The organism is Pseudomonas sp. OA65, assembly GCF_017498305.1.
Classification (GTDB): Bacteria; Pseudomonadota; Gammaproteobacteria; order Pseudomonadales; family Pseudomonadaceae; genus Aquipseudomonas; species Aquipseudomonas zanjanensis.
This window is the reverse complement of the sequence record NZ_JAGDEZ010000007.1, coordinates 210,375-227,337: the sequence shown is the minus strand read 5'-3', so window position 1 is coordinate 227,337 and position 16,963 is coordinate 210,375. Positions and strand designations below refer to the sequence as shown.

The following is a 16,963-nucleotide window of genomic DNA, read 5'->3' as shown; positions in this document are numbered from 1 at the left end:
GGGGGGGGCGGGGTAAGGTGTGTATAAGGGACAGCCTGAGGAGTGGTGGGGCGTGGGCAACAACCAGGCGGGGCGGGGGATGGTTGGGGGGGGAGTACTGGTTGCTGCCGCGGCGGCGGACCCTGTTTTTGTGGCGAGGGGGCTTGCTCCCGCTCGACTGCGCAGCCGTCGTCGCTTTTGGGGCCGCTTCGCGACCCAGCGGGAGCAAGCTCCCTCGCCACGGTTGCGACATCCGGATGAGGGCCTACCCTGTGGGAGCGAGCTTGCTCGCGATAGCGGTGGGTCAGTCAACAGTGTTGTTGCATGACACTGTGCCATCGCGAGCAAGCTCGCTCCCACCGTTTGGGCTCAGTTGCCGACCAATCCCGCCGCCATCACCAACTCCTCCAACGCCATCAGATCCGGTACTTTCGCCACATGCTCCCCCACCTGCACCGCCGCCTGCTCCAGCCCGCACAGCGGCACATCGACGTAGCTCAACTGGCTATCGAGCTTGCAGGAACGGGGAATGCCTTGCACCAGCAGGGCGATGAAGCGCAGCTCCGGCCGGCCGCCCAGGGCGTTGAGCACGACGATGCGCACACGCTCGCCCATCACGGTTTTCTGGCCGCAGGCCGACTCGAAGCTCAACAGCGGAATCTGCCGCTCGCGCCAACTCACCCAGCCCAGGAACCACGGCGGGGTGTCCAGATCGAAGGCGCTGCTTTGGTAGTCGATCAGTTCGGCCACCGCCACGTTGGGCAGGATCAAGTGCCGGTCGGCCAGGGGCAGCAACAATCCGGTGAGGTGGCTGGTGCGATGTTCATGCATGGGTTTTGCTCCAGTACGCGATGCTGTCAAGCAGCACCGATTCCTGGTACGGCTTGCCCAGGTAGTCGTTGACGCCAATGGCCATGGCACGGTCGCGGTGCTTCTGGCCGGTACGGGAGGTAATCATGATGATCGGCAGGTGCGCCAGGCGCGGGTCGTTGCGCACTTGGGTGGCCACTTCGAAACCATCCATGCGCGGCATTTCGATGTCCAGCAGCATCAGGTCGGGCGCGTGTTCGGCCAGTAGCGCCATGGCATCCACGCCGTCCTTGGCGGTCAGGACGTGCATGCCGTGGCGTTCCAGCAGGCGGCTGGTGACCTTGCGCACCGTCACCGAGTCATCCACCACCAGCACCAGCAGTGGCCGTTGCGGTTCGCCCTCGCCTTCGGCCGGCATCGGCCGGCGCGGGACCTGGTGGGGCAAGGCGCGGATCGGCGCCAGCAGGTCGAGGATCAACACCACCCGGCCATCCCCCAGGATCGTCGCCCCGGACAAGCCCTGCACCGCCGCGAATTGCGGCCCCAGGCTCTTGACCACGATCTCCCGGGTCCCGGCGATGGCGTCCACCTGCACGGCGACATGCCGCTCGTTGCATTGCACCAGCAGCACCGGCAAAGGTTGGCTCTGGCCCAGCAATTTCGGGCGGCCGCCGGTTTTCAGCAACTCGCCCAGATAGCACAGCTCATAGCGTTGTCCGGCGTAGGTGTAGGTCGGCGGATCGAGCTGGTAATAGCCGTCCAGTTCAGCGGGCAGCACCCGGACCATGCTGTCGATGGCGTTCAGCGGGATCGCGTACTGGTCGTCGTGACAATGCACCATCAACGCCCGGTTCACCGCCACGGTAAACGGCAGGCGAATGCGGAAATGCACGCCCTGCCCCGGCGTGGAATCAATCGTCATGCTGCCGCCCAGTTGCCGCACCTCTTCGTGGACCACGTCCATGCCCACGCCACGCCCGGAGATCTGGGTGATTTTCTCGGCCGTGGAAAAGCCCGGTTGCAGGATGAACTGCAGCACGTCGCGGTCACTGATGTCGCTGTCCGGCGCCAACAAGCCACGCTTGATCGCCTTGTTCCGCACCGCCTCCAGCGGCACGCCGGCGCCGTCGTCGCGGATGTCGAAAATGATGTCGCCGCCTTCCCTGGACAGGTCGAGGCTGATGCGACCTCGTGCCGGTTTGCCGGCGGCAATGCGCACGTCGGCCGGCTCCAGGCCGTGGTCGACGGCGTTGCGCAGCATGTGTTCAAGAGGTGCAGCCATGCGCTCCAGCACGTTACGGTCCATCTCGCCGTCGGCGTTGCCGACCAGGAATTCCACGTCCTTGCCCAGCTCCTGCGCCACTTGCCGGACGATGCGTTTGAGCCGCGGCAGCATGCGCTCGAACGGCACCATGCGCGTGCGCATCAGGCCTTCCTGGAGCTCGGTGTTGATCCGCCCCTGCTGTTGCAACAGGACTTCGGCGTCGTGGTTGCTGCGATCCAGGGTTTCCTTGAGTTCGAGCAAGTCCGACGCGGACTCGAACAGCGCCCGGGACAATTGCTGCAACTGGGAATGCCGGTCCATTTCCAGTGGGTCGAACTCTTCGTAGCCCAGGCGCTCGGCCTCGACCTGCTGACGGCTGAGAATCCGCCCCTGGGTCTCGGTGTCCAGGCGCCGCAACTGATCGCGCATGCGCTCGATGGTGGTTTCCATTTCGCCCAGGGCCACGCGCGCGTCGTTGACTTGCTGTTCGATGCGCCCACGGAAAATCGACGTTTCGCCCGCCAGGTTCACCAGGTCGTCGAGCAGTTCGGCGGAGACCTTGACCATGTCCGCACCGTCGCCCGCTGTGCCAGGGTCCGGTCTTGCCGGCGCCGTGGGAAGACTTACGCTAGCGGTGGGGATCGGCTCCGGTGTCGAAACAGCCTGTGGCGCCGCGCTTTCCTGGGGATGATTCACCGCCTGGATCTGCGCGATCAGCCGGTCGGCCAGTGGGCACGGGTGACCGGCGCGCACCGCATCGAGCATCTGCGCCAGTCGGTCATGGCTGCTTTGCAACAAGGCGAACAGCGCCGGGCTCGGCTGGAGCAGGCCCGCCGACAGGCCTTCGTAGAGGTTTTCCAACTCATGGGCGAGGTCGCCGATGGGGCCGATTTCCACCATCCGCGCGCCGCCCTTGAGGGTGTGCAAATCCCGCAGCAGGGTTTCCACGGCCTGGCGATTCGACGGTTCTTCCTGCCAGCGCAGCAGCGCCGCCCCTGAGCTGTCGAGAATGTCGAAGCCTTCTTCAAGGAAGATTTCCAGCAACTCGGGATCATGGCCGGTGCCGTCGGCCTGGGCCGCGGCGCTCGTCTCGATGGCGTTCGGCTTGTCCTGGCGGAACCTGCGGATGGCGTCGATCAGCGCAACGGGATCGCCCAACGGCTGGCCCTGTTGCAACTGCCCAAGCAACAGGTCGAGGCGTTCATGGCTGTTATCGAGCAACTGCGCCAGTTCCTCGCTGTAGCTGTAGCGCCGGTCCACCAGCCCTTCGTAAAGGTTTTCCAGCTCCTGGGCCAGATCGCTCACCGGCCGGATGTCGGCCATCCGCGCGCCACCCTTGAGGGTGTGCAAGTCACGTTGCAGCGAGGACAACGGCGCGCCATTGTCCGGATCGGCCAGCCAGCGTTGCAAGGCCTGGGCGGCGCTTTCGAGAATGTCCTGGGCCTCTTCGAGGAAAATCGACGCGAGGTCATCTTCCATTGAGGTTTCGGCGGGCGCGTCACGTTCCATTTCCGCCGTCGCGTGACCCAGTTCGCGAATGCTCAAGGTGCGGCTGCCGTCGCTGCGGATCAGGCCGGTGGCCGAGGGGTCGAGGCTCTCCTGAAGCAAGCGACGCAGGGCCTGGACCCGCTCGGGTTGCGAACGCACGTGCTGCCCGGCCGCGAGTTCGTCGAGCATGTCGATCAGCGCTTCATGGGCGCGTTGGGCCTCCTGGAAAAATTCATCGCTGACCGCCAGGCTGCTTTCTTCCACCGCGCCATAGAGGTCCAACAGGGCTTCGCAAAGTTCGTCCACCGGGTGCAGGTCGGCCAGGTGCGCGCCTTCGCCGAGGGTAGTCAGTTCATCCAGCAGCGCACTCAATTCCTGGCCTTCGCCAGGGTGCTGCTGCCAGCGCTGCAAGAGGCTCTCGGCGTCCAGCAGGATGTCCATGCCCTGGGCAAGGAAATTGTTGATCAATTGTGGATCGCGCTTAGTCCTCAGGGCTTTGCCCGGCGCACTGTTGGCGGCGCGCAGGCGCTCGGCCAGCAGGGCCTGGGCGCGCTGGATCAGCGCCTCGGCGCCGGGAATCGGCGTCAGCGGCTCGCTGTGCAACCGGCGCAGGCCGAGGCGCAGCAATCCCTCGGCCTCCAGCAGCAATTCCACCTCATCCAGGTCAAGGGCGATCAGGTGCGCCCGGTATTCCCGGGCCAACTCATCCATCGCACCGGCTAGCTCGGCGATGGGCTGCACACCGGCCATGGACGCGCTGCCCTTGAGGGTGTGCAAGGCCCGCTGCAGTTCATCGCTGGCCTGCAACGGCAGGTGGTCGGCCGCCTGGTCGAGAAAACGGTTGAGGCTGGCGAGGTGACCCTGGGCTTCGTTGTCGAAGATCTTCAACAGCAGCGGATCGAGGGCGGCTACGTCCTGCTCGTCCTCGTCCTCGTCCTCATCGTCTTCATCGCCGCCCTTGGCCAGGACATGGGCACGGGCGGCCAAGCGGTCGACGTCGTCACGCTGGCGCTGGCGATTGGCGGCGAATTCGGCCACCAGGTCCGGCAACAACTGCACGGTATCTTCGATCAGCTGACGGACCGGCGCCCCCGGCTCGACGCTGCGCTCCAGCACCCGGTTGAGCAGGTTCTCCACGGCCCAGGCCAGCTCGCCCAGCACCAGCGCCCGCACCATCCGGCCGCTGCCCTTGAGGGTATGGAAGGCCCGGCGCAGTTCGCCCAGGGCGCCGTGGTCGTCGAGATGGGTGCTCCAACGCGGCAAATATTCACGCAGGATGTCTAGCACCTCGGCGGTTTCCTCAAGGAAAACCTCACGTAACTCGTCGTCCACCGGGCTTTCGTCCAGTGGTGGCGGCAACAGGCTGCCCGGGGTGCTCCTGGCCGGCGGATTGACCGCCGAGACCGGGCTGGCCAACACCGCGGCCAAGGACTGCGCCGTCTGCGGGTCGTCCAGTTCCTGCAAGTCCTGCATGACTTGGGCTTCGTTGGGGCTCAGCACATCGTCGAGCACCGGCACCCGCGCTTCGTCAGGGAAATAACCGAGCGCAGCCAGGCTCCGCTCGACCCCATCGAGCAACGGCTCGCCGGGGGTTTCCGGGTCCTCGCTCAAGCGCTCCAGGTAGTATTCGAGGCCGGTGATCACGTCGGCCAGGTGGTCGAGTTCTTCCCAGCCCGGCTGGGCCTGCTCCAGCAGCAGATGGTCACGGATGAACGCGTTGCAGGCCTCCACCAGGCTGGCGGCGCGGCCCAGGGGGATCATCGCCAGCGCGCCGCGCACCTGGGTCAGCAGTGCCGGCAAGGGCTGAAGTTGCTCGCTGTTCCAGTCCGCGTCGATGTAGTCGACGATCATGTCCTTGGCCTGTTGCAGGCAGGTGTGGGCTTCCTTGATGACGATCTGGTGGATCTGGGTCAGGTCGGTGGTGGGCAGGTGGGTGTCTTCGCGGCGCTCGGGCTCGACGGTGCCGACCATGCCGGCCAGGGTCGCCTCGACGTAGAGCAAAGCCCCGGCGACATCCATGAGGGTCGCGTCATCCGGCTCGCGCTGGCCTTGGGCAAGGCTCAGGACCACCGCCAGTTGATCGATGATGACCTTGCGCGGCTGGCCGAAGCCCAGCACCGCCAGGGTGTCGGCGATCTGCCGCAGCGGCGCCAGCAGGCTGTCCAGTTCCGTGGCGTGCTGGCGGTCGCTGCGCACGAACAGGTCCAGGCGTTCCTTGACCCGCACCAACTCCTCGCACAGCGCGGCGAGCACCGAGCGCATGGCATCGCGGTCGGGCCCGGCCAGGCGCGCGCGTTCTTCGTCGACCATGGCGCTGTCGGGCAGCGCGTCGTCCAGTGAGTAGCGTTCTTTCATGATCTGCATCTGCCCGCTGGGATGTTCGGCCTTGGCAATATAGAACAACAAGCTCTTGAGCAGGTGGGGCGGTGCCGGCTGATTGATGCCGGGCATGCCTTGGTCCAGCAGGCGCTTGAGTTCCTTGTCGGCTTCCTTGAACAGGCTGCGCAGCGCTGGGCTGTTGGCGATGCGCCCGTCACGCATGCCTTCGACCAGCGCCGAGGCCACCTGCCATAACGCATTGAGCGGCGCCCCGGCGCACAAGGTTTCCAGGCGCTGGAAGACCTTGGCCAGATAACCGAGGTGGGTCGCATCATCCTGTTCGCGCAGCAGGCCCACCAGGGCCATTTGCAGGGTCTGGCGCCATTTGCGCAAGGTGTTTGGCAGGTCAGCGGGTTCGAGGCGCTGCAAGGCCTCGTCGCCAAGCGGCGCAATGTCGGGCAACTCGGGACTGAACAGGCTGGTTTCCGACAACAGGCTCTCGCCCCGGGCACTGCGCAGGTCGTTGATCAGGGGCAGTACCACCAACGGCAGGTCGCGGCGGGCACCTTGTACGCGGTCAAGGTAGATCGGCAACTGCCCCAGGGCCTGGCTCAACAGGCTGATGGCTTCGTCGCGATGGGTGACGCGGTTGCCCTCGAGGGCGGCGCACAGCTGCTCCATCTCCTCGGCCAGCAGCGCCGCACCGTAGAACTCGACCATCTGCAGGCCACCGTGGACTTGGTGAATGCAGGCCAGGCACTGCCCGAGAGCATCCGACGCCTGCGGGTCGTCCACCAGACGGTTGAGGGCCAGATGAGCCTGCTTCAGCGTTTCGGCAATCTCGCCCTTGACCCATTCCAGGGCCACGTAGTCGTGCCGATCACCCATAACCACTCCAATCAGGAGAACACAACACGCCTGCGGGGAAGAGATTTACCCGTGGGAGCAAAGCTTGCTCGCGATGCAAACACCTCGGTCCCCGAAATACCGCGTTATCTTCATCGCGGGCAAGCCTTGCTCCCACAGAAACCTCCTCGCCACAAAAAGTCTTTTCCAACGGATGAATCCGGTTGGTCACGCTTTTTCCTCATCGTCAGCCGCTGCCGCCGGCAAGGTAAACCCCGACACCGAACGACGCAGCTGACTGGCCATTTTCGCCAGGTTGCCGATGCTTTCAGCGGTGGCGGTGGAACCGGACGAGGTCTGCGTGGTGATCTGCTGGATCACGTTCATGGTCAAGGAAATCTGCCCCGCCGAAGTGGTCTGTTGCTGTGCCGCGTTGGAAATGCTCTGGATCAGCGCCGCCAGGGTCTTGGACACGCCTTCGATTTCTTCCAGGGCGACGCCGGCATCCTGGGCCAGTCGTGCACCGCGCACCACTTCGGTGGTGGTCTGCTCCATGGAGATCACCGCTTCGTTGGTGTCGGCCTGGATCGCCCGCACCAGGGTCTCGATTTGCCGGGTCGCCGCCGAAGAACGCTCGGCCAGGCGCTGCACTTCATCGGCCACCACCGCGAACCCGCGCCCGGCATCGCCGGCCATGGACGCCTGGATGGCGGCGTTGAGGGCGAGGATGTTGGTCTGGTCGGCGATGTCGTCGATCAGGCTGACAATGTCGCCGATTTCCTGGGACGACTCCCCCAAGCGCTTGATGCGCTTGGCGGTGTCCTGGATCTGTTCGCGAATGTTGTCCATGCCATGAATGGTGTTGTGCACCACCTCGTTGCCCTTGTTGGCGATTTCCACCGAACGCTCGGCCACCGCCGACGATTCGGCGGCATTGGCCGACACCTGGTCGATGGACTGGGCCATTTCATTAATTGAAGTCGATGCTTCGGAAATTTGCTGGGCCTGGTGTTCGGAAGCCTGGGCCAGGTGCATCGCCGTGGCCTGGGTTTCCTGCACGGCGGCGGCAACCTGGCCGGCGGTGAGGTTGATGGTCGCCACCAGGTCGCGCAGTTGGTCCACCGAGTAGTTGATGGAGTCGGCGATGGTGCCGGTGAAGTCTTCGGTGACCGAAGCGGTGACGGTCAGATCGCCATCAGCCAGGTCTTCGATTTCATCCAGCAGCCGCATGATCGCGTTCTGGTTGCGCTCGTTCTTTTCCGCGGTTTCGTGGAGCTGGCGGTTGGTCTCGCGGACCATCACCAGCCCGATCAGGATGATCGACATCAGCGCCATCAGCCCCAGCACATAACCGCCAATGGTGTTGACGGAGCGCCCGCCGGCCAGGTTTTCGAAGGCCGTGGCCAGGTGCGAAGCCTCGTCGAGCAGGGTCTGCGACAGGTTGAAGATGTTGCCGGCCGACTCGCGGACCTTGAACAGCTCCGGCGAGGTCTCGAGGATTTCATCCACCGAGCCGGAGACAAACTCGAACAGCTCGCTGATTTCACTCAGCCGTGCCCGGGCATCGCGGTCCTGGACCTGGGAGATCTTCAAGGCCGGATCGCCTTGCAACATGCCATTGAGCACCTGGCCAAAACGCGCTGCGTCGCGACCAAAGGTGTCGGCCGCCTGGCTGGCATTTTCGTCCCCCGCCAGCACGGTATTCACCGCGCCGAGAATCCGTTCGGCCAGCAGCGACTGGCGCTGGGCCATCGCCACCTGGGCAGCCGGCGCGCCACGTTGCAGCAGGATCTCGACGACTTTTTCGTACTCGACCTGCAACTGCGGCACGGTTTCAGCCAGGGTGGCTGCCACCTGATGCAGCGACAGCACGGTCTGCTCGCTGGAGAGGATGGCATCGGTGTTCTTGAGCAGGCGCTCCCAATCCAGCTGCACGGCGCGCATCTGCGGACGCAGGGTGGCGGGCGCAGGCGGCAGGCCGGTCACCGGATCGCCCTGCTTCAGGTAACCCCAGCGCTGGGCGAAGTCATTGCGCGCATCGCTCAGCAGCTTGAACGCTGCAGGTTTGCCGGCGGCGGCCTCGGTGGCGTTCTTGGCGATGCGCTGGGACAGCACCCGCAGCTCGCCGGCATGGCCGATGTACTGTTTGTCGTAGGTGGATTGAGTGTTGAGGTAAGCGAAGTTGGCGAACAGCAGCATGATGAAGACGATCAGCGCGACGAACAGCACGATGATCTGCGAACGACTGCGCGACGCTTCCAGTGGCTTGCCTGTTTTTGCTTTGATCATCGATTTTCGCCTGTACTGCCCAATCCAACTTACTGCTATTAACTGTAAGCAAGCCTTTGTCGTGCAGCCTGCTCAACCAGTGCGGCTCTGTGGGAGCAAGGCTTGCCCGCGATGAGAACGACACAGTTTTCTCGCCAACCGAGGCACCGCCATCGCGAGCAAGCTTTGCTCCCACTGGCTCGCTCCCACATGGGGGCTGTGTTGCATCTCGTTAAATCGCCACATCCATGAACCCCGGCGACCGCGCCAGGGCAAACGGGCTGAACACTTGCCACTCGCGCTCGCCGCCGAACCGGCCCTTGACGAAGGCCGCTTCCGGGCCGTGAAGGTCGTCCACCAGCGTCGGTTCCAAGCTGTCCTGGGCAAAGTGCTGCAGCCCGAGAACCTCGTCCACCAGCAACCCAGCGAACACCTCATCGTGGTCCACCACCAGCACGCGCCGCTGCTTGCGTACGGTCGACAGTTCATGGCCGAAGAACCCGCACAAGTCCATCAACGGCAACAAGCGTCCGCGCAGGTTAGCCACGCCACGCACCCACGGCTTGACCCCGGGCAAAGGCGTGTGACGGGGCTCGTGCAGCACTTCGCTGACTTCGCCCATCGGCGCTACGTACCAGTGCTCGCCCAGGCGAAAACCGATGCCGCTCCAGCCGGCGCGGTGGGTCGGCTGGGAGGGCAGGTCCGCCCCCAGCAGCCGGCAACGCCGGTCTATCTGCAACAGCAGTTCGAAGGCCGTCAGGGACTGGCTCATGGCCGCGCCGTCAACCCGCCAATACTTTGTTCAGGGTCGCGATCAGGGTTTCTTCGTCCACCGGCTTGGTCAGGTAGTCCTTCGCGCCCTGGCGCGTCCCCCAGACCTTGTCGGTGTCCTGGTCCTTGGTGGTGATGATGATCACAGGGATGTGGCCGGTGTCCGGGTCCTTGGTCAACTGGCGCGTGGCCTGGAAACCGTTGAGGCCGGGCATGACGATGTCCATCAGCACCGCATCGGGTTTTTCCTGGCGGGCCAGGGCCACGCCATCGGCGCCATTCTCGGCCTTCAGGACCTGGTGGCCGTGCTTTTCCAGCATGCCGGTCAGTTTGTACATTTCAGTCGGCGAATCATCGACGATCAGAACTCGTGCCATGGTGTTCCCCATTTTTCTTGTCGACCCCAGGCCCGTTGGCCGAGTGTCATTAATGTGCCTGGTGCGGCTGGACAGCGGCAAAGCCCGGGACATGGGCCTGTATCGCCCCCAGCAGTTCTTCCTTGCTGAACGGCTTGGTCAAAAACTGATCGGAACCGACGATGCGCCCCTTGGCCTTGTCGAACAACCCATCCCGGGACGACAGCATGATCACCGGTGTGGCCTTGAACGAACTGTTGTTCTTGATCAGGGCACAGGTCTGGTAGCCATCGAGGCGCGGCATCATGATGTCGACAAAAATGATGCCCGGATGATGATCGGCAATCTTGGCCAGGGCATCGAAACCGTCGATGGCCGTGATCACCTCGCAGCCCACGTTGCGCAGCAAGGTTTCGGCGGTGCGGCGGATGGTCTTCGAGTCGTCGATGACCATGACCTTCAAGGCGCTGGGTTGCTGCTGCGTGAGATGCTCTGCCATTGCCACTGCGGACCGATTTTTAACGCATAAGTGTGATCGACAGCGCAAACCCTTGATGTTCAAGGCCCGCACGTCACATGGCAGCCTTTTTAGCACAGTCTCCATCGCCGATCTATCGGCCGCTCGGCGCGGTGGTTTTTCCTTGACCGCCAATCTTCCGGGCGCCACTCTGACGCCACTTTTTCACGCCATTATGTGCCCATCATATTTCGAGGAACCAAGCCATGAGCGTACGCGTCGGCATTGTCATGGACCCTATCGCCAGCATTTCCTATAAAAAGGATAGCTCGCTGGCCATGCTGCTGGCCGCTCAGAAGCGCGGCTGGGATCTGTTCTACATGGAGCAGCGCGACCTCTACCAGGCCGAAGGCCAGGCACGGGCGCGGATGAAGCCGCTAAAGGTCTTCGCCAACCCTGAAAAATGGTTCGAGCTGGGCGATGAAAGCGATGCGCTGCTCAGCGACCTGGACGTGATCCTGATGCGCAAGGATCCGCCGTTCGACATGGAGTTCGTGTACTCCACCTACTTGCTGGAACAAGCTGAAAACGCCGGCGTGCTGGTGGTCAACAAGCCCCAGAGCCTGCGGGACTGCAACGAAAAGCTGTTCGCCACGCTGTTCCCGCAATGCACGCCGCCGACCATCGTCAGCCGTCGCCCGGACGTGTTGCGCGCATTTGCCGACCATCACGGCGACGTAATCCTCAAGCCCCTGGACGGCATGGGCGGCTCCTCGATCTTCCGGCACACCGCTGGCCACCCGAACCTGTCGGTGATCCTGGAAACCCTGACCTTGCACGGCCAGCAACAGATCATGATCCAAGGCTACCTGCCGGCCATCATCGATGGCGACAAGCGCATCCTGATGATTGACGGCGAACCGGTGGACTATTGCTTGGCGCGCATTCCGGCAGCCGGCGAAACCCGCGGCAACCTGGCGGCCGGTGGCCGTGGCGAGGCGCGACCGCTGACCGAGAAGGATCGCTGGATCGCCGCCCAGGTCGGCCCGACCCTGCGCGAAAAAGGCCTGTTGTTCGTGGGCCTGGACGTGATCGGCGAGCACCTGACGGAAATCAACGTCACCAGCCCGACCTGCATCCGCGAGATCGACAACGCCTTTGGCACGGACATCGGCGGCATGTTGATGGAGGCCATTGACAAAAAGCTGCAAGCGGCAAGCTTCAAGCGGCAAGTTTGATGCAGCTTGTCGCTTGCAGCTTGAGGCTTGAAGCTAAAAACCAACATTGCGTTATCATGCCCGGCCTGTGAAACCCGCGATGTTGGTTTTTTTGACATGACACACCCGTCCGATCTGCCCCAAGAGCTCGCCCATCGTGGCGTGCGCCCGGCTGATCGCCTCGGTTTTACCCTGTTCCTGGCGGCATTGATCCACCTGGCCTTGCTGTTGGGCGTCGGATTTGCCACGGTCGAGCCCAAGCAGATCAGCCAGACCCTGGAAATTACCCTGGCCACCTTCAAGAGCGAGGCCAAGCCTGAGAAGGCCGACTTCCTCGCCCAGGAAAACCAGCAAGGCAGCGGCACCCTGGAAAAAAAGGCGACCCCCAAGACCACCGAGATCGCGCCGTTCCAGGACACCAAGGTGCAAACAGTCACCCCGCCGCCCGCCGCCAAGCCCGAAGTGCAGGAGACGGCGCCCAAGGCCGCCGTGACCACCGTGGCGCCGAAGCCGAAAAAAGCCCCGGTCAAGGAAGAGGTCAAGCCGGATCCCAAGCCCAAGGCCCCCGTGCCCACCTTCGACAGCTCCCAGCTGTCCAGCGATATCGCCAGCCTGGAAGCCGAACTGGCCCAGGAGCAACAGCTCTACGCCAAGCGACCGCGCATCCACCGCCTGAGCGCCGCCTCGACCATGCGCGACAAGGGCGCCTGGTACAAGGACGAGTGGCGAAAGAAGGTCGAGCGCATCGGCAACCTCAACTACCCCGACGAAGCGCGGCGCAAGCAGATCTACGGCAACCTGCGGCTCATGGTCTCGATCAACCGTGACGGCTCGTTGTATGAAGTGCTGGTGCTCGAATCCTCCGGCCAGCCGCTGCTGGACCAGGCGGCCCAGCGGATCGTGCGCCTGGCCGCACCGTTCGCACCGTTTACCGGGGACCTGTCGGACATCGACCGACTGGAAATCATCCGCACCTGGAAGTTCGCTCGGGGTGATCGGCTTTCCAGTAACTGAGCCACATCAAGGGTAGACATGGAGCCTGGGCCCGCCGCAGATCCCATGTGGGAACCTGCTGTGTGGGAGCAAGGCTTGCCCGCGATGAAAACGCCGCGGTCTCTTGAGGACCGCAGCGCCTGGATCGCGAGCAAGCTTTGCTCCCACTCAGCCCGCTCCCACATTTGACTGGTGTCTCCTTCCAGATCGAGGCATTTCCTGCACATCCCCAGCTTGTCAGTTCGCCCCCACGCCGCCACACTAGCGCCTATGAAAAACGTCAGCCCCACCTACCTCAAGCACCACTTCCTGATTGCCATGCCGCACATGGCCGATCCGAACTTTGCCCACACCTTGACCTACATCGTCGAGCACACGGCCAATGGGGCCATGGGGCTGGTGATCAATCGGCCGCAGGAGCTGAACCTGGCGGACATCCTTGAGCAGTTGCGCCCCGAGGTGGAACCGCCACTCCTGTGCCAGCATGTGCCGATTTTCATTGGTGGCCCAGTGCAGACCGATCGCGGTTTCGTGCTCCATCCGTCGGGCCCCAAATTCCAGGCCACGGTGGACCTGGACGGTTTATCGCTGTCCACCTCCCAGGACGTGCTGTTCGCCATCGCCGATGGCGTCGGCCCGGCGAAAAGCCTGATCGCCCTCGGCTATGCCGGCTGGGAGCCCGGGCAACTGGAAGCCGAACTGGCGGATAACGCCTGGCTGACCTGCCCGTTCGACGCCGACATCCTGTTCAATACCAGCAGCGAACTGCGCCTGGAAGCGGCGGCCAGCCGGTTGGGAGTCAACCTCAGCCTGCTCACCAGCCAGGCAGGACACGCCTGATGGCCCTGCGCTTGCTGCTGGGCTTCGATTACGGCACCAAACAGATCGGCGTAGCGGTCGGCCAGGTCATTACCGGCCAGGCCCGCGAGTTGTGCACCTTGAAGGCGCAGAATGGCGTGCCGGACTGGAACCAGGTCGAAGCGCTGATCAAGGAATGGAAACCCGATGCCGTGGTGGTCGGCCTGCCCCTGAACATGGACGGCACCCCCAGCGACATGTGCCTGCGCGCGGAAAAATTCGCCCGTCGGCTCAACGGCCGCTACAACCTGCCCTTCTATACCCATGACGAGCGCCTGACCACTTTCGAGGCCAAGGGCGAGCGCCTGGTGCGCGGAGGGCAGAAAGGCAGTTACCGCGACAACCCGGTGGACGCCATCGCCGCCGCCCTGCTGCTGCAAGGCTGGCTCGACGCCAACGCCGCCCTGTTCGAAACCTGATTTTTTACAAAGCGCCGCCAAGGCGCTTTCTTTTAGCGACAAACCGCGCCACTCACCATCGGCCCGGGAACCTGAAGGAGCCAGCATGAGCCTGCCCAATCCTGCCGAACTGATCAGCCAGATGGCGATTCGTCTCAAAGCACACCTGGAACACCGCGGCATCAGCGAGCCGCGCTACATCGGTATTCGCACCGGTGGCGTCTGGGTCGCCCAGACCTTGCTCGATGAACTGGGCAGCCAATCGCCGCTGGGCACCCTGGACGTGTCCTTCTACCGCGACGACTTCAGCCAGAACGGCCTGCACCCGCAAGTCCGCCCTTCGGCGCTGCCGTTCGAGATCGAAGGCCAGCACTTGGTGCTGATCGACGACGTGCTGATGAGCGGCCGGACCATCCGCGCCGCCATGAACGAACTGTTCGACTACGGCCGCCCGGCCAGCGTGACGCTGGTGTGCCTGCTGGATCTGGATGCCGCCGAGCTGCCGATCCGGCCGAACGTGGTCGGCGCGACGCTGACGCTGGCCGCCCACGAGCGGGTCAAGCTCTCCGGGCCGTCGCCGCTGCAACTCGAACTGCAAGACCTTGCCCTTTAACTGCCCTTGTAAGAGTCCATCGCGATGACGCCTCTCGAAACCAAGCGCCCGCTGCAGCTCAACGATCAGGGCCAGCTGCGGCACTTCCTGTCCCTCGACGGCCTGCGCCGCGAGCTGCTGACGGAAATCCTCGACACTGCCGACTCGTTCCTCGAAGTCGGCGCCCGGGCGGTCAAGAAAGTCCCGTTGCTGCGCGGCAAAACCGTGTGCAACGTGTTCTTCGAAAACTCCACCCGCACCCGCACTACCTTCGAACTGGCGGCCCAGCGGCTGTCGGCGGACGTGATCACCCTCAACGTGTCCACGTCCTCGGCGAGCAAGGGTGAAACCCTGCTCGACACCCTGCGCAACCTCGAAGCCATGGCCGCCGACATGTTCGTCGTGCGCCACGGCGACTCCGGCGCAGCTCACTTCATTGCTGAACACGTGTGCCCGCAAGTGGCGATCATCAACGGCGGCGACGGCCGTCACGCCCACCCGACCCAGGGCATGCTCGACATGCTGACGATCCGTCGGCACAAGGGCAGCTTCGAGAACCTGTCGGTGGCCATCGTCGGCGACATCCTGCACTCGCGGGTGGCCCGTTCGAACATGCTGGCCCTCAAGACCCTCGGTTGCCCGGACATCCGCGTGATTGCGCCGAAAACGTTGCTGCCCATCGGCGTCGAGCAATACGGCGTGAAGGTCTACACCGACATGACCGAAGGCCTCAAGGATGTGGACGTGGTGATCATGCTGCGCCTGCAACGCGAGCGCATGACCGGCGGCCTGCTGCCCAGCGAAGGCGAGTTCTACCGCCTGTTCGGCCTGACCACGGCGCGCCTGGCCGGGGCCAAGCCGGATGCCATTGTCATGCACCCGGGGCCGATCAACCGCGGCGTGGAGATTGAGTCGGCGGTGGCCGACGGGCCGCACTCGGTGATTCTCAACCAGGTGACCTACGGCATCGCCATCCGCATGGCCGTGCTGTCCATGGCCATGAGCGGGCAAACGGCCCAGCGCCAATTCGACCAGGAGAACGCCCAGTGAAGCTCAGCATTCTCGGCGCACGCGTGATCGATCCAGCCAGCCGCCTGGATCAAGTGACTGACATTCATATCGATGCCTGCAAGATCGTCGCCCTTGGTGCCGCGCCAGCGGGTTTCGTCGCCGTCGAAATCCTCGACGCCCAAGGCCTGGTGGCCGCCCCCGGCCTGGTAGACCTGAACGTCGCCCTGCGCGAACCGGGCTACAGCCGCAAAGGCAGCATCATCAGCGAAACCCGCGCCGCCGCTGCCGGTGGCGTGACCAGCCTGTGCTGCCCGCCGCAGACCAAACCGGTGCTGGACACCTCGGCCGTGGCCGAACTGATCCTCGACCGCGCCCGCGAGGCCGGCAATACCAAGGTCTTCCCAATTGGCGCACTGAGCAAAGGCCTGGAAGGCGAACAACTGGCCGAGCTCATCGCCCTGCGTGACGCCGGTTGCGTAGCGTTCGGCAATGGCCTGAACAGTTTCCGCAACACCCGTACCCTGTGCCGCGCCCTGGAATACGCGGCGACTTTCGGCCTGACGGTCATCTTCAACTCCCAGGATCACGACCTGGCCGAAGGTGGCCTGGCCCATGAAGGCCCGACCGCCAGCTTCCTCGGCCTGCCGGGCATCCCGGAAACCGCCGAGACCGTGGCCCTGGCCCGGGACCTGCTGTTGGTGGAACAAAGCGGCGTGCGCGCCCACTTCAGCCAACTGACCAGTGCCCGCGGCGCCGCATTGATCGCCCAGGCCCAGGCCCGCGGCTTGCCGGTGACCGCCGACGTCGCGCTGTACCAGTTGATCCTCACCGACGAAGCGCTGATCGACTTCAACAGCGTCTATCACGTCCAGCCACCGCTGCGCACCCGCGCCGACCGCGATGGCCTGCGCGAGGCCGTGAAGTCCGGCGTGATCTCGGCCATCTCGAGCCATCACCAACCCCACGAGCGCGACGCCAAGCTGGCTCCGTTCGGCGCCACCGAGCCGGGCATCAGCAGCGTCGAACTGCTGCTGCCGCTGGCCCTGACGCTGGTGGAAGACGGCTTGCTGGATTTGCCGACCTTGCTGGCGCGCCTGAGCGCCGGCCCGGCCCAGGCACTGCAACTGCCGGCGGGGAAACTCGCGGTGGGCGCAGCAGCGGACCTGGTGTTGTTCGACCCAGCCGCGTCAACCGTGGCCGGCGAAGCCTGGCGCTCCAAGGGTGACAACTGCCCGTTCCTGGGACACAGCTTGCCGGGGGTGGTGCGTTATACGCTGATGGATGGGCGCATCACTCACCAGGCTTGATACCGCGCTGTCCGTTTCGCGAGCAGGCT

General features: G+C 64.2%; 13 protein-coding genes. 7 read left to right on the top strand and 6 right to left on the bottom strand.

What is annotated here, in order from left to right; translation table 11 throughout:
- Positions 1-348: 348 nt before the first annotated feature.
- The 6 genes from J3361_RS08830 to J3361_RS08805 all read right to left on the bottom strand — a co-directional run bounded on the left by J3361_RS08830 (position 349) and on the right by J3361_RS08805 (position 10,600).
- Positions 349-810, bottom strand: coding sequence for a chemotaxis protein CheW (locus J3361_RS08830; protein ID WP_207963944.1), 462 nt, complete (start codon positions 808-810; stop codon positions 349-351).
- Complete coding sequence (locus J3361_RS08825) at positions 803-6,748, bottom strand: Hpt domain-containing protein (protein ID WP_207963943.1); 5,946 nt, start codon at positions 6,746-6,748, stop codon at positions 803-805. Before J3361_RS08825 ends, J3361_RS08830 begins: the two co-directional genes overlap by 8 nt.
- Positions 6,749-6,934: 186 nt before the next feature.
- On the bottom strand, positions 6,935-8,995 hold the full coding sequence (locus J3361_RS08820) for a methyl-accepting chemotaxis protein (RefSeq protein ID WP_207963942.1): 2,061 nt from the start codon (positions 8,993-8,995) through the stop codon (positions 6,935-6,937).
- 211 nt (positions 8,996-9,206) lie between these two features.
- Complete coding sequence (locus J3361_RS08815) at positions 9,207-9,746, bottom strand: chemotaxis protein CheW (RefSeq protein WP_207963941.1); 540 nt, start codon at positions 9,744-9,746, stop codon at positions 9,207-9,209.
- Between the two features lie 10 nt (positions 9,747-9,756).
- Complete coding sequence (gene pilH, locus J3361_RS08810) at positions 9,757-10,122, bottom strand: twitching motility response regulator PilH (protein ID WP_003206465.1); 366 nt, start codon at positions 10,120-10,122, stop codon at positions 9,757-9,759.
- A gap of 49 nt (positions 10,123-10,171) precedes the next feature.
- Positions 10,172-10,600 carry a response regulator gene (locus tag J3361_RS08805; protein ID WP_207963940.1) on the bottom strand — a complete coding sequence of 143 codons (429 nt, stop codon included), beginning with the start codon at positions 10,598-10,600 and terminating at the stop codon, positions 10,172-10,174.
- Between the two features lie 224 nt (positions 10,601-10,824).
- Here J3361_RS08805 and gshB point away from each other — a divergent pair, with 224 nt between their 5' ends.
- The 7 genes from gshB (at position 10,825) to J3361_RS08770 (ending at position 16,934) form a co-directional block, all read left to right on the top strand.
- Entirely contained in the window at positions 10,825-11,796 is a 972-nt protein-coding gene (gshB, locus tag J3361_RS08800; protein ID WP_207963938.1) for a glutathione synthase, read from the top strand.
- Positions 11,797-11,892: 96 nt separating this feature from the next.
- The gene (locus J3361_RS08795; protein WP_207963936.1) at positions 11,893-12,789 is read left to right on the top strand and encodes an energy transducer TonB; all 897 of its coding nucleotides are present in this window, start codon (positions 11,893-11,895) and stop codon (positions 12,787-12,789) included.
- A 249-nt stretch (positions 12,790-13,038) separates the two neighbouring features.
- Positions 13,039-13,608 carry a YqgE/AlgH family protein gene (locus J3361_RS08790; RefSeq protein WP_207963934.1) on the top strand — a complete coding sequence of 190 codons (570 nt, stop codon included), beginning with the start codon at positions 13,039-13,041 and terminating at the stop codon, positions 13,606-13,608.
- Positions 13,608-14,045 (top strand): Holliday junction resolvase RuvX, encoded by a 438-nt coding sequence (gene ruvX / locus J3361_RS08785; protein ID WP_003177497.1) that lies wholly within the window; start codon positions 13,608-13,610, stop codon positions 14,043-14,045. Before J3361_RS08790 ends, ruvX begins: the two co-directional genes overlap by 1 nt.
- A gap of 85 nt (positions 14,046-14,130) precedes the next feature.
- A complete protein-coding gene (pyrR, locus tag J3361_RS08780) occupies positions 14,131-14,637 on the top strand; it encodes a bifunctional pyr operon transcriptional regulator/uracil phosphoribosyltransferase PyrR (protein WP_207963932.1) in 507 nt (168 codons plus the stop codon).
- A 24-nt stretch (positions 14,638-14,661) separates the two neighbouring features.
- The gene (locus J3361_RS08775) at positions 14,662-15,666 is read left to right on the top strand and encodes an aspartate carbamoyltransferase catalytic subunit (RefSeq protein WP_003177495.1); all 1,005 of its coding nucleotides are present in this window, start codon (positions 14,662-14,664) and stop codon (positions 15,664-15,666) included.
- Complete coding sequence (locus J3361_RS08770) at positions 15,663-16,934, top strand: dihydroorotase (protein ID WP_207963930.1); 1,272 nt, start codon at positions 15,663-15,665, stop codon at positions 16,932-16,934. The genes J3361_RS08775 and J3361_RS08770 overlap by 4 nt, the downstream gene beginning before the upstream one ends.
- Positions 16,935-16,963 lie beyond the last annotated feature (29 nt).

Coding starts and splice junctions, on each gene's coding strand:
- J3361_RS08830 (WP_207963944.1), bottom strand. CDS start 810: ATGCATGAACATCGCACCAGCCACCTCACCGGATTGTTGCTGCCCCTG.
- J3361_RS08825 (WP_207963943.1), bottom strand. CDS start 6,748: ATGGGTGATCGGCACGACTACGTGGCCCTGGAATGGGTCAAGGGCGAG.
- J3361_RS08820 (WP_207963942.1), bottom strand. CDS start 8,995: ATGATCAAAGCAAAAACAGGCAAGCCACTGGAAGCGTCGCGCAGTCGT.
- J3361_RS08815 (WP_207963941.1), bottom strand. CDS start 9,746: ATGAGCCAGTCCCTGACGGCCTTCGAACTGCTGTTGCAGATAGACCGG.
- pilH (WP_003206465.1), bottom strand. CDS start 10,122: ATGGCACGAGTTCTGATCGTCGATGATTCGCCGACTGAAATGTACAAA.
- J3361_RS08805 (WP_207963940.1), bottom strand. CDS start 10,600: ATGGCAGAGCATCTCACGCAGCAGCAACCCAGCGCCTTGAAGGTCATG.
- gshB (WP_207963938.1), top strand. CDS start 10,825: ATGAGCGTACGCGTCGGCATTGTCATGGACCCTATCGCCAGCATTTCC.
- J3361_RS08795 (WP_207963936.1), top strand. CDS start 11,893: ATGACACACCCGTCCGATCTGCCCCAAGAGCTCGCCCATCGTGGCGTG.
- J3361_RS08790 (WP_207963934.1), top strand. CDS start 13,039: ATGAAAAACGTCAGCCCCACCTACCTCAAGCACCACTTCCTGATTGCC.
- ruvX (WP_003177497.1), top strand. CDS start 13,608: ATGGCCCTGCGCTTGCTGCTGGGCTTCGATTACGGCACCAAACAGATC.
- pyrR (WP_207963932.1), top strand. CDS start 14,131: ATGAGCCTGCCCAATCCTGCCGAACTGATCAGCCAGATGGCGATTCGT.
- J3361_RS08775 (WP_003177495.1), top strand. CDS start 14,662: ATGACGCCTCTCGAAACCAAGCGCCCGCTGCAGCTCAACGATCAGGGC.